The sequence below is a fragment of the Saccharothrix ecbatanensis genome (assembly GCF_014205015.1).
GTDB lineage: Bacteria > Actinomycetota > Actinomycetes > Mycobacteriales > Pseudonocardiaceae > Actinosynnema > Actinosynnema ecbatanense.
In genome coordinates, this window is sequence record NZ_JACHMO010000001.1 from 520250 (window position 1) to 543944 (window position 23695).

At 70.2% G+C, this 23695-nt stretch carries 24 protein-coding genes; 13 read left to right on the forward strand and 11 right to left on the reverse strand.

What is annotated here, in order from left to right; translation table 11 throughout:
- Window positions 1–22: 22 nt before the first annotated feature.
- On the reverse strand, window positions 23–343 hold the full coding sequence (locus tag F4560_RS02400; RefSeq protein WP_184915607.1) for a DUF3140 domain-containing protein: 321 nt from the start codon (window positions 341–343) through the stop codon (window positions 23–25).
- Window positions 344–457: 114 nt separating this feature from the next.
- Between F4560_RS02400 and F4560_RS02405 the strand changes: the two genes are divergently transcribed.
- Both F4560_RS02405 and F4560_RS02410 read left to right on the forward strand, forming a co-directional pair.
- A complete protein-coding gene (locus F4560_RS02405) occupies window positions 458–847 on the forward strand; it encodes a hypothetical protein (protein ID WP_184915609.1) in 390 nt (129 codons plus the stop codon).
- Window positions 844–984 (forward strand): hypothetical protein, encoded by a 141-nt coding sequence (locus tag F4560_RS02410; protein WP_184915612.1) that lies wholly within the window; start codon window positions 844–846, stop codon window positions 982–984. The genes F4560_RS02405 and F4560_RS02410 overlap by 4 nt, the downstream gene beginning before the upstream one ends.
- Here F4560_RS02410 and F4560_RS02415 read toward each other — a convergent pair.
- Together F4560_RS02415 and F4560_RS02420 are read right to left on the reverse strand one after the other, a co-directional pair.
- Window positions 981–1607 carry an SRPBCC domain-containing protein gene (locus tag F4560_RS02415; RefSeq protein ID WP_184915618.1) on the reverse strand — a complete coding sequence of 209 codons (627 nt, stop codon included), beginning with the start codon at window positions 1605–1607 and terminating at the stop codon, window positions 981–983. The genes F4560_RS02410 and F4560_RS02415 overlap by 4 nt on opposite strands.
- Entirely contained in the window at window positions 1604–1948 is a 345-nt protein-coding gene (locus F4560_RS02420) for an ArsR/SmtB family transcription factor (RefSeq protein ID WP_184928844.1), read from the reverse strand. Before F4560_RS02420 ends, F4560_RS02415 begins: the two co-directional genes overlap by 4 nt.
- Window positions 1949–2064: 116 nt before the next feature.
- Between F4560_RS02420 and F4560_RS02425 the strand changes: the two genes are divergently transcribed.
- The 5 genes from F4560_RS02425 (at window position 2065) to F4560_RS02445 (ending at window position 7310) form a co-directional block, all read left to right on the forward strand.
- Window positions 2065–2715 carry a hypothetical protein gene (locus F4560_RS02425; protein WP_184915619.1) on the forward strand — a complete coding sequence of 217 codons (651 nt, stop codon included), beginning with the start codon at window positions 2065–2067 and terminating at the stop codon, window positions 2713–2715.
- 150 nt (window positions 2716–2865) lie between these two features.
- Window positions 2866–3534: a sunset domain-containing protein gene (locus tag F4560_RS02430; RefSeq protein ID WP_184915620.1), complete on the forward strand. Its 669-nt coding sequence runs from the start codon at window positions 2866–2868 to the stop codon at window positions 3532–3534.
- A gap of 127 nt (window positions 3535–3661) precedes the next feature.
- A complete protein-coding gene (locus F4560_RS02435; protein WP_184915622.1) occupies window positions 3662–4699 on the forward strand; it encodes a chemotaxis protein CheB in 1038 nt (345 codons plus the stop codon).
- A complete protein-coding gene (locus F4560_RS02440; RefSeq protein WP_184915624.1) occupies window positions 4696–5427 on the forward strand; it encodes an ATP-binding protein in 732 nt (243 codons plus the stop codon). Before F4560_RS02435 ends, F4560_RS02440 begins: the two co-directional genes overlap by 4 nt.
- A 20-nt stretch (window positions 5428–5447) precedes the next feature.
- Window positions 5448–7310 carry a CheR family methyltransferase gene (locus F4560_RS02445; RefSeq protein ID WP_184915626.1) on the forward strand — a complete coding sequence of 621 codons (1863 nt, stop codon included), beginning with the start codon at window positions 5448–5450 and terminating at the stop codon, window positions 7308–7310.
- Between the two features lie 15 nt (window positions 7311–7325).
- Here the strand turns inward: F4560_RS02445 and F4560_RS02450 are convergent, their stop codons facing one another.
- The 3 genes from F4560_RS02450 to F4560_RS02460 form a co-directional block, all read right to left on the reverse strand.
- Complete coding sequence (locus F4560_RS02450) at window positions 7326–7673, reverse strand: STAS domain-containing protein (RefSeq protein WP_184915628.1); 348 nt, start codon at window positions 7671–7673, stop codon at window positions 7326–7328.
- Between the two features lie 121 nt (window positions 7674–7794).
- Complete coding sequence (locus F4560_RS02455) at window positions 7795–8799, reverse strand: C40 family peptidase (RefSeq protein ID WP_184915631.1); 1005 nt, start codon at window positions 8797–8799, stop codon at window positions 7795–7797.
- A gap of 131 nt (window positions 8800–8930) precedes the next feature.
- Entirely contained in the window at window positions 8931–9803 is an 873-nt protein-coding gene (locus F4560_RS02460) for a PfkB family carbohydrate kinase (protein ID WP_184928845.1), read from the reverse strand.
- Window positions 9804–9929: 126 nt separating this feature from the next.
- Between F4560_RS02460 and F4560_RS02465 the strand changes: the two genes are divergently transcribed.
- Together F4560_RS02465 and F4560_RS02470 are read left to right on the forward strand one after the other, a co-directional pair.
- Entirely contained in the window at window positions 9930–11225 is a 1296-nt protein-coding gene (locus F4560_RS02465; RefSeq protein WP_184915634.1) for a lytic polysaccharide monooxygenase, read from the forward strand.
- Complete coding sequence (locus tag F4560_RS02470) at window positions 11210–11770, forward strand: hypothetical protein (RefSeq protein ID WP_184915637.1); 561 nt, start codon at window positions 11210–11212, stop codon at window positions 11768–11770. Before F4560_RS02465 ends, F4560_RS02470 begins: the two co-directional genes overlap by 16 nt.
- A gap of 8 nt (window positions 11771–11778) precedes the next feature.
- Here the strand turns inward: F4560_RS02470 and F4560_RS02475 are convergent, their stop codons facing one another.
- From F4560_RS02475 to F4560_RS02490, 4 genes are all read right to left on the reverse strand, one after another.
- On the reverse strand, window positions 11779–12822 hold the full coding sequence (locus F4560_RS02475; RefSeq protein ID WP_184915642.1) for a LacI family DNA-binding transcriptional regulator: 1044 nt from the start codon (window positions 12820–12822) through the stop codon (window positions 11779–11781).
- A gap of 228 nt (window positions 12823–13050) precedes the next feature.
- Window positions 13051–13869, reverse strand: a complete 819-nt coding sequence (locus tag F4560_RS02480; RefSeq protein WP_184915644.1) for a carbohydrate ABC transporter permease — start codon at window positions 13867–13869, stop codon at window positions 13051–13053.
- Window positions 13866–14720, reverse strand: coding sequence for a carbohydrate ABC transporter permease (locus tag F4560_RS02485; protein WP_184915646.1), 855 nt, complete (start codon window positions 14718–14720; stop codon window positions 13866–13868). Before F4560_RS02485 ends, F4560_RS02480 begins: the two co-directional genes overlap by 4 nt.
- On the reverse strand, window positions 14720–16015 hold the full coding sequence (locus tag F4560_RS02490; protein ID WP_221483307.1) for an extracellular solute-binding protein: 1296 nt from the start codon (window positions 16013–16015) through the stop codon (window positions 14720–14722). The genes F4560_RS02485 and F4560_RS02490 overlap by 1 nt, the downstream gene beginning before the upstream one ends.
- A 194-nt stretch (window positions 16016–16209) precedes the next feature.
- Here F4560_RS02490 and F4560_RS02495 point away from each other — a divergent pair, with 194 nt between their 5' ends.
- Together F4560_RS02495 and F4560_RS02500 are read left to right on the forward strand one after the other, a co-directional pair.
- A complete protein-coding gene (locus F4560_RS02495; protein ID WP_184915647.1) occupies window positions 16210–17199 on the forward strand; it encodes a LacI family DNA-binding transcriptional regulator in 990 nt (329 codons plus the stop codon).
- Window positions 17193–19517: a beta-xylosidase/alpha-l-arabinosidase gene (locus F4560_RS02500; protein ID WP_184915648.1), complete on the forward strand. Its 2325-nt coding sequence runs from the start codon at window positions 17193–17195 to the stop codon at window positions 19515–19517. The genes F4560_RS02495 and F4560_RS02500 overlap by 7 nt, the downstream gene beginning before the upstream one ends.
- A 163-nt stretch (window positions 19518–19680) precedes the next feature.
- On the opposite strand, the gene F4560_RS02505 is transcribed toward F4560_RS02500, so the two are convergent.
- Complete coding sequence (locus tag F4560_RS02505) at window positions 19681–20649, reverse strand: acetylxylan esterase (RefSeq protein ID WP_184915649.1); 969 nt, start codon at window positions 20647–20649, stop codon at window positions 19681–19683.
- Window positions 20650–20753: 104 nt separating this feature from the next.
- Here F4560_RS02505 and F4560_RS02510 point away from each other — a divergent pair, with 104 nt between their 5' ends.
- Window positions 20754–21776: a LacI family DNA-binding transcriptional regulator gene (locus F4560_RS02510; protein WP_184915650.1), complete on the forward strand. Its 1023-nt coding sequence runs from the start codon at window positions 20754–20756 to the stop codon at window positions 21774–21776.
- A gap of 294 nt (window positions 21777–22070) precedes the next feature.
- Window positions 22071–23687: a cellulase family glycosylhydrolase gene (locus tag F4560_RS02515; protein WP_184915652.1), complete on the forward strand. Its 1617-nt coding sequence runs from the start codon at window positions 22071–22073 to the stop codon at window positions 23685–23687.
- Window positions 23688–23695: the final 8 nt, after the last annotated feature.

The following is a 23695-nucleotide window of genomic DNA, read 5'->3' on the forward strand; positions in this document are numbered from 1 at the left end:
GCGCTCCCCCTGGTGACGGCGCTCAAGCGGGCTTGAGCGGGTCGTGGCCGATCGACATCAGCCGGTGCCTCCAGTGCGCCTCGCCCGCCGTCGGCTCCAGGTCGTCGCGCCGCTGCTCGTGCACCCGGTCCACGACCTTGCGCATCACCTTGACGTCCTCGGTGGTCAGGTCGGTGCGCCGCTTGCGCAGGACCCGCAGCACCTCCTGGCCGGTAGGCGTCCCCGCCTGGTCGGGCAGGGCCTCGGTCTCCTCGTCCGCCGAGCGGGTGCGCAGCCAGTCCTCCAGCTCGTGCGAGGTCATGTTCACTACGCGGTGGAACTCGTCCCACAAGGTGTCGGTCATGCGGCAGAGGGTTGCCACTCGCCCGCACCCCGAAACGGGGGAGTTCCGGCGTCTTTGCGTGATCCGAACACTCGCCGGACACGCCCCACACCCTCGGACGCCATCGTGATCGGCATGAACACGTGGATTCGCCGCATCGCCGTCATCGGGACCGCCGCACTCGGTTTCACCTCAACGGGTGTCGCCACCGGTGTCGCTGCCGCACAGGAGTACGCGCCCATCACCATCAGCCCGGAGAAGGTCCAGCAGCTGTGCGAGCAGCGCGCGCCGAGGATCGAGGAGCGGATCGAACGGATCACCACCCGCGTCAACGGCGGACCGGAGGTGATCGGTTCGACCGCTTGGCTCCAGGCCAACGCGCAGAAAGCCCGCGACGCCGGCCACACCGCCCGCGCGGAACGGTTGGAGCAGCGGGCGGCACGGCGCGGGGACCAGCTGACCAGGCTGGCCGACGCCCAGCACCGCGTCGACAAGTTCCAGGCCGACCACTGCGGCACGAAGTGAAGGCACTGACGGCCGCGGTGGTGTTGCTGCTGTCGCTGGTCGCGTGCCGGGCCGACGACGCCAGACCGACGGACCCGGGCTTCGACGGGATCGAGACGACGCTCGACGCCGTCGAAGCCGAGATCGCCGAACCCTAGGCCTGGTCCTCGGCGTCCGGCGCGAACTGCGCCTTCGACGCCTCGACCGCCGCCGCCAACTCCTCCGCCGTGGCCGTGCCGGACTCCTCGACCGCCGCGGTCCACAGCTCGATGGAGCCGAGGTTGAAGCGCTGGGTCTCCGGCGAGGCGGCGGCGGTGGTCGGGTCGAAGCCCTCGCCCGTCTCGCCCGCGAGGAACAGGGCCAGGCCGAGCAGCGCGCCGTCCCAGCCCGGTCCCACGTACAGCGCGCCCGCCCCGCTGCCCGCCATCGCCTTGGGCACGGTGTGCTCCAGCTCGACGGTCGTGCGGTCGTTGCCCTCCGGGATCAGGCGCAGCTCCACGATGCTGGTCTCGCCGCCGAACGTCACCCGCAGCAGCTTCGGCGGCGCGCACGTCAGGATGTCGCCGCTCGCGTTGCCCTCCAGCTGGAAGCTCCCGCCCACGCGCAGGTCGCCGCTGACCGGCAGGAACCAGCGCTTGAGCCGCTCCGGGTCGGTGACCGCGTCCCACACGTCCTCGGCCGCCGCGGTGTAGGTGCGGCGCAGCAGCACGCCCACGGTGTCGGCCGTGCCGGCGTGGACCTCGCGCTGGATGGCTTTGAGCTGGTCGGCGATGTCGATCACTGTCGTTCCTCCCTGAGTCGTCTCTCGCGCTGGACGCGCGCGAGTTCGGTGGCCAGCGCGTCGAGGTGGCCGCTCCAGAACCGGCGGAACCGGTCCAGCCACTCGTCCGCCTCCCGCAGGCCTTGGTCGTCCAGCGCGTAGAGGCGCCGGGTGCCCTCCGCGCGGACGCGGGCGAAGCCGTTCTCGCGCAGCACGCGCAGGTGCTGGGATACGGCCGGCTGCGAGATGCCGAACTCCCGGCTGACCACCTCCGTGACCGCGCCGGAGGCCTGCTCGCCATCGGCGAGCAGCTCCAGGATGCGGCGGCGGACCGGGTCGCCGAGTACGTCGAACGCGTGCACGACCTGCATCTTTCGGTTTCAGCTTATATAAGTCAAATCTATGGCTCCGGAATTGTCGGTGGTCGGTGGCACTATCTCGAACGGGTGTTCGGTACGCGTTCGAAGGGAGCCATGAGATGCGTGTTCGACTCGATCCCCGTCAGTGGCCCGGCCGTGTCATCCCCGAGACCGACGCCGAGATCGACACGGCGGTCGAGGCGCTCTGCCTGCGTGCGACCTGGCCCGACGCCAACCGCGCCGCCGTGCGCAGGGTCGTCGAGCCGTGGTTCGGCGAGGGGTGGAGCGTCGATGCCCTGCTGGCGGCGGTCGACCGCAGGCCGGACGGCACCAGGCAGGGCAGCCCGAGAAGCCGCGACCAGGTAGCGCACGACTTCCTCCGTGCGCGACTGCGTTCGTGGTGGCAGCAGGGGGGCGCGCACCGAGCGCGCCCCCCGGTGCCCGGCATGACGCTGGGCACGTGGTGGCGGGTCAACCGGCGCAACGCCCGGCTGACCCAGCCGCGGCCGGCGCGGCCGTTGAGCGCGGCGGGGACGTTGGCCCGTGAGCAGTCGCGCGAGCGGGTGCGGGCGAGGCTGAAGGATCCGGTGCAGCGTTCACGGGAGTTGGCGCGGCGGCGGCAGGAGGTGCTCGACGGCCTTCTCGTGCCAGGGCAACGGGTGCCGACGTTCGACGACGCGCGCAAGCTGCTGGTCGATGTGCGGCTGCCCGCGCACCCGGTGTGCAGCCGGTGCGGGTGCAGGCAGGGGGTGCTGCCACACGCCGCGTGACGCGTGCCTAGTCTGTGGTCCCCGACACGGTGAACATTCGGCCGATGGGTCGCGCGCGGCTCGTCGGTATGCGCCAGTCGGCGTCCTGTTCCGCTCGCAGTGGCCGTATAGGAGTTTGCAGTGTCCTGGTTGATCACTCTCGTCCTGTGCGTGGTGGCGTTCCTGGCCGGCGCGGCGTTCACCCGGCTGCGCCACAACGCCGCGGCGCGCGCCCTGGCCGACCGTCCGGCGGCCGACACCAAGCCGGCAACGGCCCCCGAACCCGCACCTGTCGTGCTCCCGGTGCAGGCGTCGGCGCCTGAAGCCACGGCGCCTGAAGCCACGGCAGTCGTCTCCGAGGAAACCGCGCCGGCAGAAGCCGCCACCGCGCCCGTTGCCACCGAACCAGTTGCGACCGAACCAGTTGCGACCGAGCCCGTTGCCGCTGAGCCTGTCGCCGAGCCTGTTGTGACCGCGGAGACCGCTCCCGAGCCCGAGGTCGTCGTGGAGCCCGTGACCGCCGTGGAGCCGGTGGCCGTCGCGGAGCCGGAAGTTGTTGCGGAGCCCGAGGTTGTCGCGGAGCCCGAGCCCGAGCCGGCGGCGGTTGTCGAGCCGGAAGCGCCCGAAGCCCCGGCTGCCCCGGTTGCCGAAGAGCCGGCGGATGGCGAGGAGGAGATCGAGGTCAAGGCGAACTCCAAGTCGATGATCTTCCACACGCCCGACTCGCCGTACTACAAGCGGATGAAGGGCGATGTCACGTTCCGCTCGGTCGCCGAGGCGGAGCGCGCCGGCTACACCCAGTGGACCCCGAAGGCCAAGGTCGGCTCCTCCGCCCAGTAGTCCCCGCCCAGTAGTCATCAGCTCAGTAGTCATCAGCCCGGCAGGCCGGCGACGAACGGTCCGATGCGCCGGTCGTCACGACGAGTAAGCTCGCGCAACTCGGGTATCCACCGATCGGGGTGACCTGATGCCAACGCGAGACCTGATCGTCGTCGGCGCGTCCGCCGGAGGTGTCGAAGCTCTGCGCTCGTTCGTCGCCGGCCTGCCCGCTGACCTGGACGCCGCCATCGCGGTGGTCCTGCACCTGCCGGCCGGCGGCACGAGTGCGCTCGCCGGAATCCTCGGGCGTAGCGGTTCGCTACCCGCTGTCACGGCGTCCGACGGGATGGCGCTCCAACGGGGCCGGGTGCACGTCGCCCCGCCCGACCACCACCTGCTCGTCGTGGACGGCTCGGCCCGCCTCTCGCACGGCCCGACCGAGAACGGCCACCGCCCGGCCGTCGACGCGTTGTTCCGCTCCGCCGCCACCGCGCACGGCGCGGGCGTGATCGGCGTGGTGCTGTCCGGCGCGCTGGACGACGGCACCGCGGGCATGCTCACCATCGCCGGTCGCGGCGGCCTCACCGTCGTGCAGGACCCGGAAGACGCGCTCTACGACGGGATGCCCACCAGCGTGCTGCGGCACTTGGACGTCGACCACGTGGTCCCGTCCGCCAAGATCGGAGCGCTGCTGCGGGACTGCGTCGGGCTGCGGGTCGACGTGGGCGGGGAGCCCTCGGAACTGGCCCGCCGCGAGTCCGCGATCGCCGCCACCACCGGGGGAGTGCGCTCCGATGAGGTGATCCCCTTGGGGAGACCGTCGAACTTCAGCTGTCCCGACTGCGACGGCAACCTGGTCGAACTGACCCTGGCCGAACCGGACGGCGTGCCGAAGCGGTTCCGCTGCCAGGTCGGCCACGCGTGGACCGCCGAAGCGTTGTTGCAGGCGCAGGGCGCGGCGCTGGAGAAGGCGGTGTGGACGGCGCTGCGCACGTTGGAGGAGAAGGCGGGTCTGGCCCGCCGGATGCGCGGTGACGCGTCCGCCCGCGGCGCGGACATGCTGGTCCGCCGCTTCCAGCGCACCGAGGAGGAAGCCGCGCAGGCCGCCGACGTGCTGCGGCGCCACCTGCTGTCCGGCACGTTCGCCCACCCGGCCGACGAGGTCGGAGAGGAGTTCGTCACGTGACCGCGTTCGCACTCCACCGCACGGACGTGGACGGCGCCGTCGTGGTGCGCCCGACGGGACTGCTGGACCTCACCACCTACCGCGATCTGCGCGACGGCCTGCTCAAGTGCGCGGCGGACGAGCCGAGGGCCGTCATCGTGCGGCTCGACGAGGGGTTCGAGTGCGCGACGCCCGCGTTCATGTCGGTCTTCACCACGGTGTGGATGCGCGTGTCCGAATGGCCCGGTGTGCCGATCATGCTGGTGGGGGAGTCGCCCCTGCACCGCGAGGTGCTCGACAACGGCGGCGCGGGCACGCTGGTGCCGAGTTTCCTGGTGCTGGACGCCGCTTTGGAGGCCCTCGGGCAGCCGCCCGAGCGCAGGCGTGACGAGATCCTGCTCCCCGAGACCCTGGTGGCCGGGCTGCTGGCCCGGAACTTCGTCCGCGAGGCGTGCGAGCGCTGGCTGGTCGACCACCTCACCGAGAACGCGGTGACGGTGGCCACCGAGCTGGTGGAGAACGCCGTCCGCCACGGCCGGTCCGAGCCGGTGCTGCGCCTGGAACTGCGCGGCGACCAGCTGAGCGTCGCGGTGCGCGACGCGAGCCCGGAACCGCCCCGGGAACCGAAGATTGACACGCAGCGGCCGGGCGGCCGGGGCATCACGATCGTCGACTCCCTCAGCCGGGTGTGGGGCTGCTCGCCGTGGTCGCGCGGCGGCAAGGTCGTCTGGGCCGTCATCGGGGAGTGACCCGAGTAGCGTTCGGTGCCGTGAGCGATCGCCAGTCGCCGGACGAGGACTTCGAAGAGGTGCTGCGCTACCTCAAGGAGACTCGCGGCTTCGACTTCACCGGGTACAAGCGCACCAGCCTCATGCGCCGCGTCCACCACCGGATGAGCCAGGTCGGCATCGAGTCCCACGCCGACTACATCGACCGCCTCCAGGTCGACCCGGACGAGTTCAACGCGCTGTTCAACACCATCCTGATCAACGTCACGGGCTTCTTCCGCGACCGGGAGGCGTGGGACTGCCTGCGCGACGACGTGGTGTCCGCGATGCTCGCCGAACGCGGTCCGGACGAGCCGATCCGGGTGTGGAGCGCCGGGTGCGCGTCGGGGGAGGAGGCGTACACCCTCGCGATGGTGCTGGCCGAGGTGCTCGGCCCCGAGCGGTTCCGCCGCCAGGTCAAGATCTACGCCACGGACGTGGACGGCGAGGCGCTGGCGCACGCCCGGCAGGCGGTCTACACCGAACGCGAGCTGGAGGGCGTGCCGCCGGAGCTGGTGACGACGTACTTCGAGCCGCACCAAGGGCGGTACGCGTTCCGCAAGGACCTGCGCCGCACGGTGATCTTCGGCCGCAACGACCTGGTGCAGGACGCGCCGATCTCCCGGATCGACCTGCTGGTGTGCCGCAACACCCTGATGTACTTCAACCAGGAGACGCAGGCCAGGATCCTCGGCCGGTTCCACTTCGCGTTGACCCCGCGCGGCGTGCTGTTCCTCGGCAAGGCGGAGATGCTGCTCGCCCACGGCCGCCTGTTCGACCCGATCGACCTCAAGCGGCGGCTCTTCCGCAAGGCCAACGGCTCCGGGGGTGGTGTGCCGAACTTCGTCACGCACGCGTTCGCGCAGGACCGCCGGATCGACGTCGGCGGGCTGGACCGGCTGCGTGAGCACGCGTTCGCGGGCGGCCCGGTCGCCCAGGCGGTGATCAACAGCGAGGACGTGCTGGTGCTGGCCAACCAGCAGGCGGAGGCGCTGTTCGGGTTGAGCGGTCAGGACGTCGGCCGCCCGCTGCGCGACCTCGACCTGTCGTACCGGCCGGTGGAGCTGCGCGGCCACGTCGAGCAGGTGCGCAACGAGCGGCGGCCGCTGCGGGTCAAGGAGGTCTCGTGGCAGCGGCCGGGCGGTGAGCTGCTGTGGCTGGAGGTGGACCTCAACCCGTTGTTCGGCAACCCGTTGTCCGGCCAGGACAGCGCGATCATCGGCATCTCGATCGTGTTCCACGACGTGACCGCCACCCGGCGGCTGTTCGACGACCTCGAATTCGCCAACCAGCAGCTGGAAACGGCCTACGAGGAGCTCCAGTCCACGAACGAGGAACTGGAGACCACCAACGAGGAGCTCCAGTCCACCGTGGAGGAGCTGGAGACCACGAACGAGGAGCTCCAGTCCACCAACGAGGAACTGGAGACGATGAACGAGGAGTTGCAGTCGACCAACGACGAACTCCAGACGATCAACGACACGCTCCGCGACCGCACCCGCGAACTCGACCAGGTGAACGACTTCCTGGAGTCGATCCTCACCTCGCTGCGCGCCGGCGTGATCGTGCTCGACCCGGGGATGCGGGTCATCGCGTGGAACCGGGGCGCGGAGGAGCTGTGGGGCGTGCGCCGGGACGAAGCCGTGGGCGAGCACCTGCTCAACCTCGACATCGGCCTGCCCCTGGCGGAGCTGCGGCCGGTGGTGCGGCAGGCCCTGGGCGACGCGTCGTTCCTGACCGAGGTGAAGGTCGGTGCGATCAACCGGAAGGGGCGTGACGTGGTCGTGCGGGTGGTGTGCAGCTCGCTGCGGTCCAACGCCGGTGAGCCGAACGGCGCGATCCTCGTCATGGAGCAGAGCGGCTGACGTCGCCGTTCGGGCTCAGCTCGCCTCGTCCACCGCTCCCACGATGGTGAAGTGGGCGGTCATCTCCGTGACCTCCAACGGGCGGAGCACCACCTGCGTGGTCGCCACCAGCCGCAGCTTCGTGCCCGCCTCCGCGCACGCGGCGTCCACCTTGATCAGCAGGTTGATGCCGGTCGAGCCGAGGAACGTGACGCCGGACAGGTCGAGGACCAGCGTCCCGATCCCGTCGGCGAGCCTGCGGAGCACGAATTCCTCGACCTCCGGGACCGTCGCCATGTCCAGCTCGCCGGCCACTCCGACGACAGCCACGCCCACGGCCACGTCACGCGCGGTGAGCGCGACGGTGTCGGTGAAATCGTCCATGTCCACCCCTGGGTGTGGTCGGCAGGATGCGGCTGTCTGCTCAACCGCGCCCAGCCTAGGCCCAGGGGAACGCGCCGCGCCCGTCAGGACGCGTGCGACCGGTGCCGGAGTGCGTCGGGAATCAGCCGACCACGCGCCGGATGACGCTGATCGGTCCGATGGAGTCGATGTCCTGGACCTTGACCGGCACGCCCTCGGTGGACGCGTGCACGGCGCGGATGCCGTCGATCGCCATGGACACGTGCGTCTGGCCGGAGTAGTAGATGACCAGGTCGCCGGCCCGCACCTCGTTGCGCGACACCGACCGCCCGATCGTGGCCTGGCCGTAGGTGGTGCGGGGGATGCTGATGCCGGCCGTGCGGTACGCCGCCTGCATCAGGCTGGAACAGTCCCAGGTGTTCGGGCCGTTCGAGCCGTACACGTACGACTTGCCGCGCTGGGCGAGCGCGAACGCCAGCGCCTGCCCGGCCTGGCCCGCGGGCACCGGGATGGCGCTCATGTCGCCGGCCGCGTTCAACGACGCCCGCTCGGACGCGCTCAGCGAGCGGTAGGCGTTGCGGGCGTCGGTGATCTGGCCGTCCAGGGCGATCTTGCGCTGGTCGATGTCGATGATGGCCTGGTTCGCCGCGCCGGCCGCCTCGGTGGCACGGTGGGCCGCGTCGTTCGCCTGGTTCACCGCGTCGGACAACCCCTGCAACGCCTCCGCGTTACCGCCCGCGAGGACGCCGAGCGCGCTCATCCGGTTCAGGAAGTCCTGCTGCGAGTCGCTGACCAGGAGGGCGGAGAGCTGGTTGAAGCGGGCGCCTTCGAACGAGGCCTCGGTGAGGAGGTCGACCTGGCCGCGCAGCGCTTCCTGGGCCTGCTGGGCGCCGGCGAGGTCGCGGTTCGCCTGGTCGAGCGCGCCCTGCGCGGTGCCGAGGGCTTCCTGCGCGCGGAGGTGCTCCTCGTTCAGCGCCTCGGCCTGCATGGAGAGCTCGTTGTACTTCTTCAACGCGTCGGAGGCGTTGGGCGGCAGCACGGGATCTGCCGCGGCGTGGTGGAACGGCATGGCGGCGCCGACCAGCGCGGTGACGGCGGTGGCCGTCAGGGCGGCTCGGACGGTGCGCAGAGCAGGGTTCGACGCCACGGTCGCGCGATCCTCCTTGAAGCCGGGTGAGGGTGCCCGAACGGGTCACACCCGCTCAGATCTCGGACAGGTTACGGAACCGAGGTGCGCTAGTCCATCAGGGGTCCCGTTCCACGCACTTCGGTGCGCGGTCAGGCCAAGCCGGTGAGGTCGGTTCGGCCACCGGGGTGACCGACGGCGCGGCCGGAGGCTGTGGTGGCCAGTCGGGCGGCGACTGGGGGAGGGTCGCCGCGCAGCAACGCCACGGTCAGGGCTGCCACGAACGCGTCACCGCCGCCCGTCGTGTCGACCACGTCCTCGTCGGTCAACGGGATCACCGCCGCGTCGTCGTCCCACACAACGACATTGCCCTCACCGGGCACCTCCAGCGCCACCACCGACGGCCCCCGCGCCAGCAGCTCGCGTCCCGCCCGCACGGCCTCCTCCGCACCGGTGATCCGCCGCCCCGCCAACGCCTCCGCCTCGCGGTGATCGGCACGCACGACGTCGGCGGCGGCCAGGAGTTCGGCTTGGCGACCGTCCGGCGCACCGTCCAGCACGACCAACCCGCCGGCCGCACGCACAGCGGCCAGCGCGGTGTCGGAAGGTTGCTCGAGCTGGACGATCACCGCGTCCGCCCCCGCCAACATCGACGCCGCGGCACGGACGTCCTCCGGCGTCACCAGCGTCCGACTCGGGACGTCCTCCAGGTACCGGTACGCGCCGCCGCACACGACGTCCACGATCAACGCCGTCCGGGTCGACTCCCGCCGGACCACCGCCGCCGTCGCTACGCCGTCCGCGCCCAGCCGCTCGACCAGTAGGCGGCCGTCCCGATCGTCCCCCACGACACCGACCAACGCGGCCGTCGCGCCGAGCTGCCGGGCCCCGCGGGCGATGTTGGCGCCCTTCCCGCCGAGCACTTCGCGGCGTTCCCGAACCTCCGCGCGGGCACCCGGATCGGGCACTTCGGACACCACCAGCACCAGGTCACGGGCTATCTGGCCGACCACCGCGATCCGCATGGTCGAGCGGTACCCGGCGGCCACCAGTTGAAACAGACCGTTGACGTGCGGTCACCGGTAGTGCGATCGTAATTCTGGGAGCGCTCCCAGACACATTGTTCACAGATCACCGTCGATCTGAAGGAGATGTCCTTGCGACTCAAGCGCTTAGGGGCGTTGGCCGTGGCCGCGCTCGGTATCGTCGGTGTGACCACGGTGTTCGTCCAGAGCGGCGTAGCGGTGGCGCACGGTTCGATGACCTACCCCGCAAGCCGCACCTACGCCTGCTACGAAGACGGCCGGATCGGCGGCGGCGGTGGCGACCTGAACCCGACGAACCCGGCGTGCGTCGCCGCGGTGCAGATCGGCGGGAAGCAGCCGCTGTGGGACTGGTACGGCAACCTCATCAGCCTGGCGGGCGGCAAGCACCGCGAGATCATCGCGGACGGCGACCTGTGCGGCCCCACCACCAAGTACGACGCCTACAACCTGGCCCGCAGCGACTGGCCGGTGACCAACCTCCGGGCGGGCGCGGCGATCAACTTCAAGTACAACGCCTGGGCGCCGCACCCCGGTCGCTGGGACCAGTACGTCACGCGGGACGGCTTCGACGTCACGCAGCCGTTGAAGTGGTCCGACCTGGAGCCCGCGCCGTTCGACACGATCACCAACCCGGTCGCGTCCGGCGGCGAGTACTCGTGGAACGGCACCCTGCCGAACAAGTCCGGCCGCCACATCATCTACTCGATCTGGCAGCGCAACGACAGCCCCGAGGCGTTCTACAGCTGCTCGGACGTGAACTTCACGGGCGGCGGCACCGGCGGTGACACCGTCGCTCCGACGGCTCCGGGCACGCCCACCGGCACGGCCTCGTCCAACTCGGTGGCGTTGAGCTGGGCCGCGGCGACGGACAACGTGGCCGTCAGCGGCTACACGGTCTACCGCGAGGCGGGCGCCACCGACGTGTCGGTCGCGACCAGCACGGGCACCTCGGCCACCGTCACGGGCCTCACCGCGAGCACCGCGTACCAGTTCTACGTGGTGGCACGGGACGCGGCGGGCAACACCTCGCCGCCCTCGGCCCTGGTGTCCGTGACGACCACCCCCGGTGGCACGACGCCCGGCGCATGCTCGGTGACGTACAACGTGCCCAGCTCGTGGTCCGGTGGCTTCACCGCGAACGTGACGGTGAAGAACACGGGCACGAGCGCGGTCAACGCGTGGCAGCTGGTCTGGGACCTCCCGGCGGGTCAGGGCATCACCCAGGCCTGGTCGGCGGACGTCGTCGTGGCGGCGGGCAAGGCCACCGCGAAGGGCGCGAGCTGGAACCAGAACATCCAGCCGGGTCAGACGGTGAGCTTCGGGTTCAACGGTTCGGCGCAGGGGACGCCGACGAACCCGACCTCGTTCGCCCTCAACGGCGCTTCGTGCGCCACGGCCTGATGTTCGCCCGATGCGCGGCCCTGGTCGCGCTCCTGGTGGGGTCGGTCGCCTGTTCCTCGGCGACCGGCTCCACCGGCCTGGCGGCCAACGCGCTGGGCCCGCCCCTCGCCACCTCGTCCGAGGTGGGCGAGTGGGTGGAGGAGAAGACCGGGGAGTGCGACGACGTCGAGCCGCGCACGATGGAGGAGTTCGCCGAGTTCGTCGGCCCGCTCCGGGCGAAGCTCTACGCGCCGTACATCGCGGAGTGGGCGACGTGCAAGGCGGGTCCGTACGAACGACTCGGGCTGGTGGTGTTCCAGCGCGAGAAGCTGGCGGACTTCCAGCGCGCGTGGCAGGCGGCGCTCACCAGCGGCGAGGTCTCGGACAACCCGGACTTCGGCTTCGGCAACGGCTTCGCGTTGAGCGGCACGCTCGGCCTGGAGCTGTTGGGACTGCACGACCTGCGTTGCACTCCGGTGCTGCCCGGCGACCAAGTAGGACACACCGTGCCCGCTGAGGCACAGGGGTGCATCTACGCGCAGAAGCCGGGCGGCCACCACCACTAGGCGGCTCGTCAGCGCGGCGCGGCGGTGCTTTGTCGCACCACCAGCGTGGTGGCAAGCTCGATTCGGCGGTGTTCGGGCTCTTCACCACGTGCCAGCGTGATGGCGAGACGGGTGCCCGCCGCGGCCATGTCCTGCAGCGGCTGTCGGACTGTGGTCAGCGGCGGGCCCACCCATTGCGCCACCGGGAGGTCGTCGAAGCCGACGACGCTCAGGTCTTCCGGGATGCGCAGGCCGGCCGCCCGTGCCGCCTCGTAGACGCCGAGGGCCTGGAGGTCCGAGCCGGCGAACACGGCGGTGGGCGGGTCGGCGAGGTCGAGCAGCGGGGCGAACTGCGCGCGGCCGGACTCCACGTGGAAGTCGCCGTAGCGCACCAGGGCGGTGTCGTAGTCCAGGCCCGCCGTCTCCAGCGCGGCCCGGTAGCCGTCGACCCGGGCGCGGCTGCACAGCACCCGCTCGGGACCGCCGATCATGGCGATGCGGCGGTGGCCCAGTTCGATCAGGTGCCGGGTGGCGGTGAGGCCGCCGTTCCAGTTGGTGGCGCCTATGGACGGCGTCTCCAGCTGGGGTTCGCCGATCGGGTCGACCACGACGACCGGGATGTCCCGCGCGCGGAGCTTCGCCAGCTGCGAGGACGTGAGGTCGGAGAAGACGGAGATCACGGCCAGCGGCTTGCGGGCGATGACGCCTTCGAGCCAGCCGTGACCGGGGGTGAGCCGACCCTGCGACTCGGACAGCACCAGCGCGAGACCCTGCTCGGAGGCGACCTGCTCGGCGCCGCGGATGATCTCCAGCGCCCAGGCGCTCTCCAGCTCGTGGAACATCAGTTCCACCAGGTTGGACCGCTTCGAGCGTTCGTCCGCCCGCCGCTGGTAACCGTGCCTGCGGATGATCGCCTCGACCCGTTCCCGGGTGTGCGGAGCGACGTCCGCGCGACCGTTCATGACCTTCGAAACAGTCGGAACCGAAACCCCTGCCTCGGCCGCGATGGCGGCGATGGTGATCTTACCTGAGGCGGTGCCATCCGAGGGTGACGGGTCGGCTTTGGTCGGCATGAGGGCAGTCTACGACAGCCCCGCCCAGTTCCGGCCGCCTGACGCGGTGCGGGACCGGTGGGTTGTTGGTCACTCGGCCGCCCGGTAACCCGTTCGAAACAATCGATGTCTAAACCGAAACTGTCGAACGTCCAGTGATTGAGACGCTGCGCATGCACATGTTACGGGAAAGCAGAAGGGCTCGGGCCCGTGGGAGAGCACGGGCCCGAGCCCGGGGAGCGGGGACTGCTACTTGCCGAAACCGGCCGTGAGGCCGCTGAGCAGGAACCGCCGCCCGATCAGGTACACCGCGAAGATCGGCAGCACGGACAGCGTCACCGCCGCGAGCAGCGCGGGCACGTTGGTGCCGAACTGCCCCTGGAAGTCCCACAACCCGAGGGTGAGCACCCGCGAAGACTCAGACTGGGTGAGCACCAAGGGGAAGAGGAACCCGTTCCACGCGTTGAGCGACGTGTAGACGACCACGGTCATGATCGCCGGCCTGGCCAACGGCAGGACCAGCGACACGAGCACGCGCAACGGGCCGGCGCCGTCGATCGACTGCGCCTCGTACAGCTCGCGCGGCACGTCGCGCAGGCTGTTGGTGAGCACCAGCATGGCCACCGGCAGCGCGAACGCCGCCGTCGGCAGGATGATCGCGGTGAGCGTGTCGTACAGCTGCATCCTGGTGATCATCAGGTACACCGGGATGATCGTGGCCTGCGCGGGGATCGCCAGACCCATGAGGATCAGGGTGAACCCGCGCTGCACGAACGGCCCCGTGTTCCGGACCACCGCGTAGGCGGCCGGCACCGCGATGAGCACCACGATGCCCACCGTCGCGACCGTCACGATCACGTTGTTCAGCAGGTACTGGCCGAAGCCGCCGGTCAGCACGGTGACGTAGTTGTCCAGCGTCAGCGCGTCCGGCACCGCCCAGGCGCTCTTGCCGAGGTACTCGGATCGAGTGCGCAGCGACACCGTGACCAGGTAGATCAGCGGTCCGAGGATGAAAGCCAGCCACGCCAGGGCGAACAGCCCGGCGGGCCAGTTGGGACGAGACTTCACGACCCCTCCTGCTGGCTGCTCATCGAGCGGAACCCGCTCCACCGCATGACCGCGATCGACAACGCGGTGCCGAGCACGACCAGCACGACCGCGATCGCGCTCGCGTAGCCCATCTCGAACCCGCTGAAGCCGGTGATGTACATGTGCAGCGGCAGGATGCGGGTCGCGGTGCCCGGTCCGCCGTTGGTCAGGATCAGCACGGTGTCGAACGTGGTCAGCGAGCCGACCAGCATCAGGACCGACGACGTGACGATCGTGTAGCGCAACTGCGGCAGCGTGATGTGCAGGAACTTCCCGACCCTGGTGGCCCCGTCGAGCGTCGCCGCCTCGTAGAGCGACGGCGGCACCGCCCGCGCCGCACCCTGGTAGAGCAGGGTGTGGAACGGGATGAACTGCCAGGAGATCACGAGGACCACCGTGTAGAGCGCGATGTCCGGGTCGCCCAGGAACAGCGGGCCACCGACGAACGCGCCGAAGTTCGGCTCCAGCAATGCCTGCCACAAGAGTGCGATGGCAGCCGTGGACAGCAGCAGCGGGAGGAAGAAGATCGAGCTGAGCACTGCCCTTGACCGCTGCTTGCCGGCCGCCCAGACCCCGACCAGCAACGCGATCGGGGTCTGGACGAGCCACGACATGACCATCAGCAACAGGGTCCGCCACACCGAGGCGCGAGCCTCGGAGTCATCGAGCAACCGGGACCAGTTCTCGCCGCCGTTGAGCTGCGGCGTGCCCAGACCGTCCCAAGCGGTGAAGCTCAGGTAGATCACCAGGACCATGGGCAACGCGGCGAACAGGGCGAAGAACGCGAACGCCGGCACGGCATACCAGGCCGAAGGCCGCTGGGACGACATCAGCGCGCGGCCACCGCGTCGACGAACTGCTGCGGCGAGACCGTGCCCAGGAAGAACTCCTGGAGCTGGGTCAGCATGAACGTGGCCTTGTCAGCCGGCAGGTCCTGGTCCCAGGACAGCTGGAAGTTCTTCGAGTCCAGCACCATCTTGTAGATGTCGGACGCGTAGTCCGGGTGCGCGGACTTCTTGAGCTTCTCCTCGGCGCCCACCACCGGCGGGACGTCACCGGCCTCGATCAGGGCCTCGATGTAGGAGTCCTCGTGGAGCGTGGTCGTGACGAACTTCTTCGCCGCGTCCAGGTTCTTCGAGTCCGCCGTGGCGGAGTAGAAGTTGCTCACGTTGCCGACCAGGTTGGACGGGTCGCCCTTGCCGCCGGGGATCGACGGGAACTCGATCCAGCCCAGGTCGCCGTTCTTCACGAAGTCCGGGCTCTGGTCCAGCTGGTTGGTGTACTCCCACGAACCCATGAGGTGCATGGCGGCCTTGCCCTGGGCGAGGATCGTCGACGCGCCACCGGCGTCGTAGCCCACGGACGCGAACGCGTTGCCGAAGCCACCGCGGTCGATGAGCTCCTTGAGCTTGGTCATGGCCCCGACCACGGCCGGGTCCTTCCAGCCCTCGGGGCCCTTGTCCCGGATGGTCTTGAACACCTCGTGGCCCGCGAAGCGGTCGAGCACGTACTCGGCCCACATCAGCTCGGTCCACGCCTGGGTGCCGGCCAGGGCGATGGGCGTGATGCCCTTCGCCTTGAAGGTGTCGACCAGGGTGAGCAGCTCGTCCCACGTCTTCGGCGGCTGCGCGCCGGCCTCGGTGAAGACCTTCTTGTTGAAGAACAGCAGGACCGGCTGCATGCCCCGCATCGGGACGCCGTAGTTCTTGCCGTCGAGCTTCGCGCCGTCGAGGACGCTGGGGATGAACTTCTCCTTGGCGGCCTTGTTCTCGTCCAGCACGGAGGTCAGGTCGGCGACCTTGCCGGCGTCGACGTACTCCTTGAGGTTGCCGCCACCCCAGTTGAAGAACAGGTCGGGGGCCTGGGGCGAGCCGATGGCCACCCGCAGCCGCTGCTTGTAGGGGTCGTTGCCGAACGTCTCGAGGGAGGCGTCACCGCCACCCGCCTTGAACGAGTCGATCGACTTCTGCTCGATCTTGTTGAGGACCGGGTCCTCGAGGGCCCAGATCTTCAGGGCGCCACCGCTGGTCTCGCCCGGACCGGACGTACCACACGCGGACACCACTGCTGTCACGGCGACGAGCCCCATCGCGATGAGGGGACGCACCCATGAACGGCGGGACATGCGACCGCCACCCTTCTGCCACGCTGCGGAATTGATTCGTGGCATCGAAACATTTCGAAACATCCACGACTTGCGCAGACCCTAGGCCCGTGCCGAATCGGTGTCAAGCATCACCTGATGGCGCGTCTCAGTGATGTTTCTGCACGTCAGAAGGTCACTCTTGTGTTTCGATCGAGTTTCGATACTATCGGCCCATGCGTCGAGCCACGTTGGCCACGATTGCCGCAGCAGCGGGGGTGTCTCTCCCGACGGTGTCCAAAGTCCTGAACGGGAAGGACGACGTCGGCGCGGAGACACGGGCTCGTGTGCGGCAGTTGCTCGCCGAGTACGACTACGTGCCGGTGGGGTCCCGTCGGGCCTCCGGGCACCTGCTCGTGGACCTCGTGTTCACGGCTCTCGACAGCCCCTGGGCGGTGGAGATCATCCGCGGTGTCGTGGACACCGGACTGCACGTCGTGGTCTCGTCCACGGACAAACCCCGTCAGCACACCTCGTGGGCCGCGTCGCTGGTCGAGGCCCGGCGCGCGGGCGCGCTGCTGGTCACCTCCCAGCTGACCGCTGCCGACCGCCGTGTGCTGGCCAACTCCCGCATCCCGGTCGTGGTCATCGATCCGGTCGACCTGCCGCAGCCGAACGTGCCGAGCGTCGGCGCGACGAACTGGGCCGGCGGACTGTCCGCCACCGAACACCTCCTCAGACTGGGCCACCGCCGGGTCGGCGTCATCGGCGGACCGGCCGGGATGCTGTGCAGCCGGGCGCGGGTCGACGGCTACCGCGCCGCGCTGGACCGGGCGGGCATCGCGTTCAACCCCGAACTGGTCAAGCACGGGGACTTCAAGCACGAGGGCGGGTTCCGCCGCGCGGCCGAGCTGCTGGCGTTGCCGGACCGGCCGACGGCGATCTTCGCGGGCAACGACGAGCAGGCGTTGGGCGTGATCGAGGCGGCCCGGATCATCGGGCTTTCGGTGCCGCACGACCTGAGCGTGGTCGGGTTCGACGACCTGCCGGTCGCGGTCTGGTCGTCACCCGCCCTCACCACCGTGCGCCAGCCGCTCACCGAGATGGGCCGCCACGCGGGCCGCATGCTCGCGGACCTGATCGCGGGCCGTCCCGTGGAGACGGAACGGGTGGAACTGGCCACCGAACTCGTCGTCCGATCGTCAACGAAGGAGCCGCCGTGCTGAACATCTGGGCCGATCCCGGAAAGCCGACCGGTGAGCGGGTCGCCGCCTTGCTGGCCGAGCTGACCCTGGAGGAGAAGCTGGCCCAGCTGGTCGGGGTGTGGGTGGGTGTGTCGGAGACCGACCAGGAGGTCGCTCCCGCGCAGCACGAGTTCGCCGAGCCGCTGCCGCCGTGGGACGAGTTGACCAAGCCTGGCCTCGGCCAGCTGACCCGCGTGTTCGGCACGGGGCCGATCGACCCGTTGGTCGGCGCGAAGGTGCTGGCCGAGACGCAGCGCAAGCTGGTCGCGAACACCCGCTTCGGCATCCCCGCCATGGCGCACGAGGAATGCCTGGCCGGCTTCACCGCCTGGCAGGCCACCGTCTTTCCCATCCCCCTCGCGTGGGGCGCCTCGTTCGACCCGGTGACGGTCGAGCGGATGGCACGCGAGGTCGGTCTCGTGATGCGCGACGTCGGCGTCCACCAGGGATTGGCGCCGGTGTTGGACGTGTCGCGCGACCCGCGGTGGGGGCGCACCGAGGAGACCATCGGTGAGGACCCGTACCTCGTCGGCCTCCTCGGTGCGGCGTACACCAAGGGCTTGGAGTCCAGCGGGATCGTCGCCACCCTGAAGCACTTCGCGGGCTACTCGGCCTCGCGCGGTGGGCGCAACCACGCGCCGGTGCACATGGGCCCGCGCGAGTTCGCGGACGTGGTGCTGCCGCCGTTCGAGATGGCTTTGCGGCTGGGTGGCGCACGGTCGGTCATGCACTCGTACGCCGAGGTGGACGGCGTGCCGCCGGCTTCCGACGAGTCCCTGCTCACCGATCTGCTGCGCGGCCAGTGGGGCTTCGAGGGCGTGGTGGTCGCGGACTACTTCGGGGTGTCGTTCCTGGAGACCTCGCACGCCATCGCGGGCTCGCCGGGTGAGGCCGCCGCGTTGGCGCTGGCCGCCGGTGTGGACGTGGAGCTGCCCAGCGTGCGCTGCTACGGCGAACCGCTCGCGGAGCTGGTGCGGTCCGGTCAGGTGGAAGAAGCGCTGGTCGACCGCGCGGTGGTCCGCGTGCTGACGCAGAAGTGCGAGCTGGGCCTGCTGGACGAGGGCTGGGCGCCCGAGTCGCCCGCCGTGCTGCGCGGCGAGCCGGTCGACCTGGACCCGCCGGCGCTGCGCGACCTGGCCCGCACGATGGCCGAGCGTTCCGTGGTGCTGCTGGACAACGCCGCCGGCGTGCTGCCGCTGCGTGACGCGGGCAAGCTCGCCGTGGTCGGACCGTGCGCTGACGACCTGCTGGCGCTGATGGGGTGCTACGCCTTCCCGAACCACGTGGGCGTGCAGCACCCCGAGATTCCGCTGGGTGTCGAGATGGACACGATGGTGCAGGCCGTGCTGAAGGAGTTCCCGGCCGCGACCGTCACCAACGCCAAGGGCTGCGAGGTCGACGGCGACGACCGGTCCGCCATCGAGGACGCGGTGGCCATCGCGCGCGACGCCGACGTGGTGCTCGCCGTGCTGGGCGACCGGGCCGGGCTGTTCGGCCGCGGCACGTCCGGTGAGGGCTGCGACGCCGAGGACCTGTCCCTGCCCGGTGTGCAGGGCGACCTGCTGGAGGCGTTGCTGGCGCTGGACGTGCCGGTGGTGCTGGTCATGCTGAGCGGTCGTCCCTACGCGCTCGGCCCGTACCAGCCGGCCGCCGTGGTCCAGGCGTTCTTCCCGGGTGAAGAAGGCGCGGGCGCGGTCGCGGGCGTGCTGAGCGGACGCGTGAACCCGTCCGGCAAGCTGCCCGTGCAGGTGCCGCGCGGTTCCGGCGGCCAGCCGACCACCTACCTGCACCCGCCGCTCGGCGGTCCGGGCGGGGTCAGCTCGGTCGACCCGTCGCCCGCGTTCCCGTTCGGGCACGGCCTGTCCTACACGACGTTCGAGCTGTCCGACTTCACCGCGGGCGACGAGTTCCCGTCCGACGGCGAGGTCGAGGTGTCGTGCCTGGTGCGCAACACCGGTGACCGGGCCGGCGCCGAGGTCGTCCAGCTCTACCTGAACGACCCGGTCGCCCGTGTCACCCGGCCGGTGCGTCAGCTCGTCGGTTTCGCGCGGATCGACCTGGAGCCGGGTGAGGCCGCCGAGGTGGCGTTCCGGCTGCACGCCGACCGCACGTCGTTCACCGGCCGCGACGGCAAGCGCGTGGTCGAGACGGGCGAGATCGTGCTCCAGGTCGGCTGCTCCAGCACGGACATCCGCTGGAAGCAGTCCGTGCGGCTGACCGGGGAGAGCAGGATCGTCGGCTACGACCGGGTGCTGGTGACCCCCGTGAGCGTCACGTCACCGGTGCCGACGCGCCGATGAAGCCGATGAAGCCGATGTACAAGACCGCCACCAAGCTGGTCGTGGACACAGGAGGCCTCAGGTCCAGTTACCTGGGGCACCCGGAGAGCCGCCGAGTCCACTGACCGGGCTGGGGCGTGAGGGGGCTATGGCGGTGGTCCCCTCACGCCCCGCCTTTACGGCTTCACAGGTTCGCCCGAAGGTGGCGGAGCTTGCGCTCGTCGTGCACCCGCGGCGTGGCGTGACCGGTGAACGGGAACACCACCATCTCCTTCGGCGCGGTGATCTCGTTGTACGCCGCGTACACAGTGGACGGTGGGCACACGTCGTCCATCAGGCCCACGCTCAGCAATGAGGTCGCGGTGATCCGGCGGGACAGCAACGCGCCGTCCACGTACCGCAGGGTGTCGAGGGCCGCCGGGATCAGGTCCACCTGCTGCGCCAGGAACTTGGAGATCTCCGAGTACGGCTCCGCGTCGGTGATCGTGATCGCCCGCTGGAAGTCGCACAGGAACGGCACGTCGGCGTGGCACACCTTCACCGCTTCGCCGTTCAGCGCGGCGGCGGCCAGCGCCAACCCGCCGCCCTGGCTGCCGCCGGACACCGCGATCCTGGTCTCGTCCACGCCGTCCAGCGAGGCGGCCACCTCCACGGCACGTGCCGCGTCCACCATCAGGCGGGTCACGTAGTACGTCTCGGGTGAGGCGATGCCGCGCGTCATCACGCCGGGGTACTCGGGGCCCGCGAACCCGGAGTCCGGGGTGGTGCCCACCGTCCACCGCCCGCCCTGGCCGCGGGTGTCCATCACGAACACCGCGTACCCGGCGGCCGGCAGCAACGTGTGCTCGGACGGCAGGCCGCGCCCGCCGCCGTAGCCGATGAAGCAGACGACGGTCGGCAGCGACTCCACGCCGGAACCGGCCGGGCGGATGTACCACCCGCGCACCCGGTCGCCGCCGTAGCCGGAGAACTCGACGTCCCACACCGCCAGCGGTCCGTAGGCGTCGGCCGCGTACGGCGTCAGCACCGGCGGCAGCGCGCCGCCACGGGCCTCCTCCAGCCGTGACTTCCACCAGAGGTCGAGGTTGTCCGGCTCGGCGGTCTCGGTCCGGTAAAGCGCGAGCTCCCGCTCGGAGAGGTCGAACCAGGGCACGGCGGTCCCCTTTCACGTAATCCGTTAAGCGCTTAATCACCCTACCGGGCGGAACCGCCGGAACGGCGGTCTAGACTCGTTGATCACCGACCGAGGAGGCGCGGGTGGGAGCCAAGCGTCCGACGATCTCGGACATCGCCAAGGCCGCGGGCGTGTCCACCGGAGCGGTGTCCTACGCGCTCAACAACCGGCCGGGCGTCTCGGAACCGACCCGCCGTCGGATCATGGAGATCGCGGACCGGCTCGGTTGGGTGCCCAGCAGCGCCGCCCGTTCGCTGAGCGACGGGCGTGCGAACGCGATCGGGCTGGTGGTGGACCGGCCCGCGCGGGTGATCGGCGTCGAGCCGTACTTCATGCAGCTCATCTCGGGGATCCAGGGCGCGTTGGCGGGTGGGCCGACGTCGTTGTTGTTGCAGGTCACGGACAACGCGGACGCCGAGCTGGCGGCGTACCGGCGGTGGTGGGGCGAGCGTCGGGTGGACGGCGTGCTGCTGGTCGACCTGGTGCAGAACGACCCCCGGGTGGAGCTCGTGCGTGAGCTCCGTCTGCCCGCTGTCGTGTTGGGTGAGCCCGTCGTGCCGGACCTGCCTTGTGTGTGGACCGACGACGAGATGGCCGTGGCGGAGGTCTTGGAGTACCTGGTGGCGTTGGGTCACCGCCGGGTGGTCCGGGTGGCCGGGCCGACCAAGTTCGTGCACACCCAGACGCGCTCGCGTGCGTTCACCGAGGCCGCCGCCCGGCTCGGCCTGACCGAGGCCCGCGTGGTGCACGCCGACTACTCCGACGAGGCCGCCGCCCGCGTCACCCGGCGCGTGCTGACCAGCGGGACGCCTCCGACCGCGCTGGTTTTCGACAACGACGTGATGGCCGTGTCCGCGTTGGGCGTGGCGCACGAACTGGGCCTGACCGTCCCCGACCAGCTCTCTTTGGTCGCGTGGGACGACTCCGCCCTCTGCCGCCTGGTCCGCCCGGCCCTGTCGGCGGTCCGCCGCCCGATCGCCGAACGCGGCGCCGCCGCCGTCCGCCTCCTCTTGGACGTCATCGGCGGCGGCCCCGCCGAACAGGTCAAGACCTCGGACCCCGAGCTGGTCCCCCGCTCCAGCACCGCCCACCCCCCACCCTCTTAACCCACCCCGCGCGAGTCCTACGTTCAGAACGCGTGAGTCGTACCTTCAGGACCACCGTGTCCTACGTTCAGGACCCCCGAATTCAACGCTCAGAACAGTCGATCTTGTACTGAGCGTTGAACTCGGGGGTCGCGAACGTAGGACTCACGCGTTCTGAACGTAGGACTCACGGGGGGTGGAAGGATCACCGTTGACACTTAAGCGGTTAAGTGCTTTGGTGTGGATGCCTGCCACAGGTAGGCGCGCTGCCCTGCGCTCGTTATGTCAACGTCGACAACAACGCGAGGTACATCCATGCGCAAGCGATTCGCCTTGGCCGGCGCCGCCATCGCCGCCTTGGTCCTGTCACTGCTGACCGTGGTGCCGGCGCAAGCCGCGGCCGGGTTCACCGTCAGCAACGGGCGTCTCCTGGACGCCAACGGCAACGACTTCGTCATGCGTGGCGTCAACCACGCGCACACCTGGTACGCCGACCGCACCACCCAGGCCCTCAAGGACATCAAGGCCACGGGTGCGAACACGGTCCGCGTCGTGCTCAGCTCCGGCGACCGGTGGACCCTCAACAACGCCGCCGACGTCACCAACGTCATCACCCAGTGCAAGGCCAACAAGCTCATCTGCGTGATGGAGGTGCACGACACCACCGGCTACCAGGAGCAGAGCGGCGCCATCAGCCTGGCCCGCGCGGTCGAGTACTGGAAGAGCATCCAGAGCGCGATGGCCGGCCAGGAGAAGTACGTCATCCTCAACATCGGCAACGAGCCGTGGGGCAACGTCGGTTACACCGGGTGGACCCAGGCCACCAAGGACGCCATCACGTCCCTGCGCGCCGCGGGCTTCCAGCACACGATCATGGTGGACGCGCCGAACTGGGGCCAGGACTGGGACAACACCATGCGCGCCAACGCCGCCTCGGTCTTCGCCACGGACCCGCAGAAGAACACGGTGTTCTCCATCCACATGTACGGCGTGTACAACACGGCCGCCAAGGTCAACGACTACCTGAACGCGTTCGTCGCGGCGAAGCTGCCGATCGTGGTCGGCGAGTTCGGGCACGACCACTCCGACGGCAACCCGGACGAGGACACGATCTTCGCCACCACGCAGGCGCTCAAGCTGGGCTACCTGGCGTGGTCGTGGTCCGGCAACGGCGGCGGCGTCGAGTACCTCGACATGGTCACCGGCTTCAACGCCGCCCAGCTGACGAGTTGGGGTCAGCGCGCGATCAACGGCGCGAACGGCATCAAGGCCACCTCCCGCCAGGCCAGCGTCTACGACAGCGGCACCGGCCCGGACATCACCGCGCCGTCCACCCCCGGCACCCCGGCCGCGTCCGGCGTCACGTCCACCGGCGTCACCCTGGCCTGGACCGCGTCCTCCGACAACGTCGGCGTCACCGGCTACGACGTGGTGCGCGTCAACGGCACCACGGAGACCGCGGCGGCGAGCTCCACCACCAACAGCGCGACCATCACCGGCCTCTCGGCGAGCACGGCGTACACGTTCGCCGTCTACGCCCGTGACGCGGCGGGCAACCGGTCCGCCCGTTCCGGCACGGTCACCGTGACCACCCAGTCCGGCGGCGGCACGGGCACCTGCGCGGTCACCTACAAGGTCGCCGGCCAGTGGCAGGGCGGCTTCCAGGGCGACGTCAAGATCGCCAACACCGGCACCACCGCGGTGAACGGCTGGACGCTCCGCTGGACGTGGGCCAACGGCCAGTCCGTCAGCCAGTCCTGGGGCGCCACCACGAGCCAGTCCGCCGCCACGCTGAGCGCGACCAACGTGTCCTACACCGGCAACATCCCGGTGAACGGCTCGGTCAGCTTCGGCTTCATCGGCTCGTGGAACGGCACCAACGCGGCGCCCACGTCGTTCACCCTCAACGGCGCAAGCTGCACCACCGCCTAGGAGCCGGC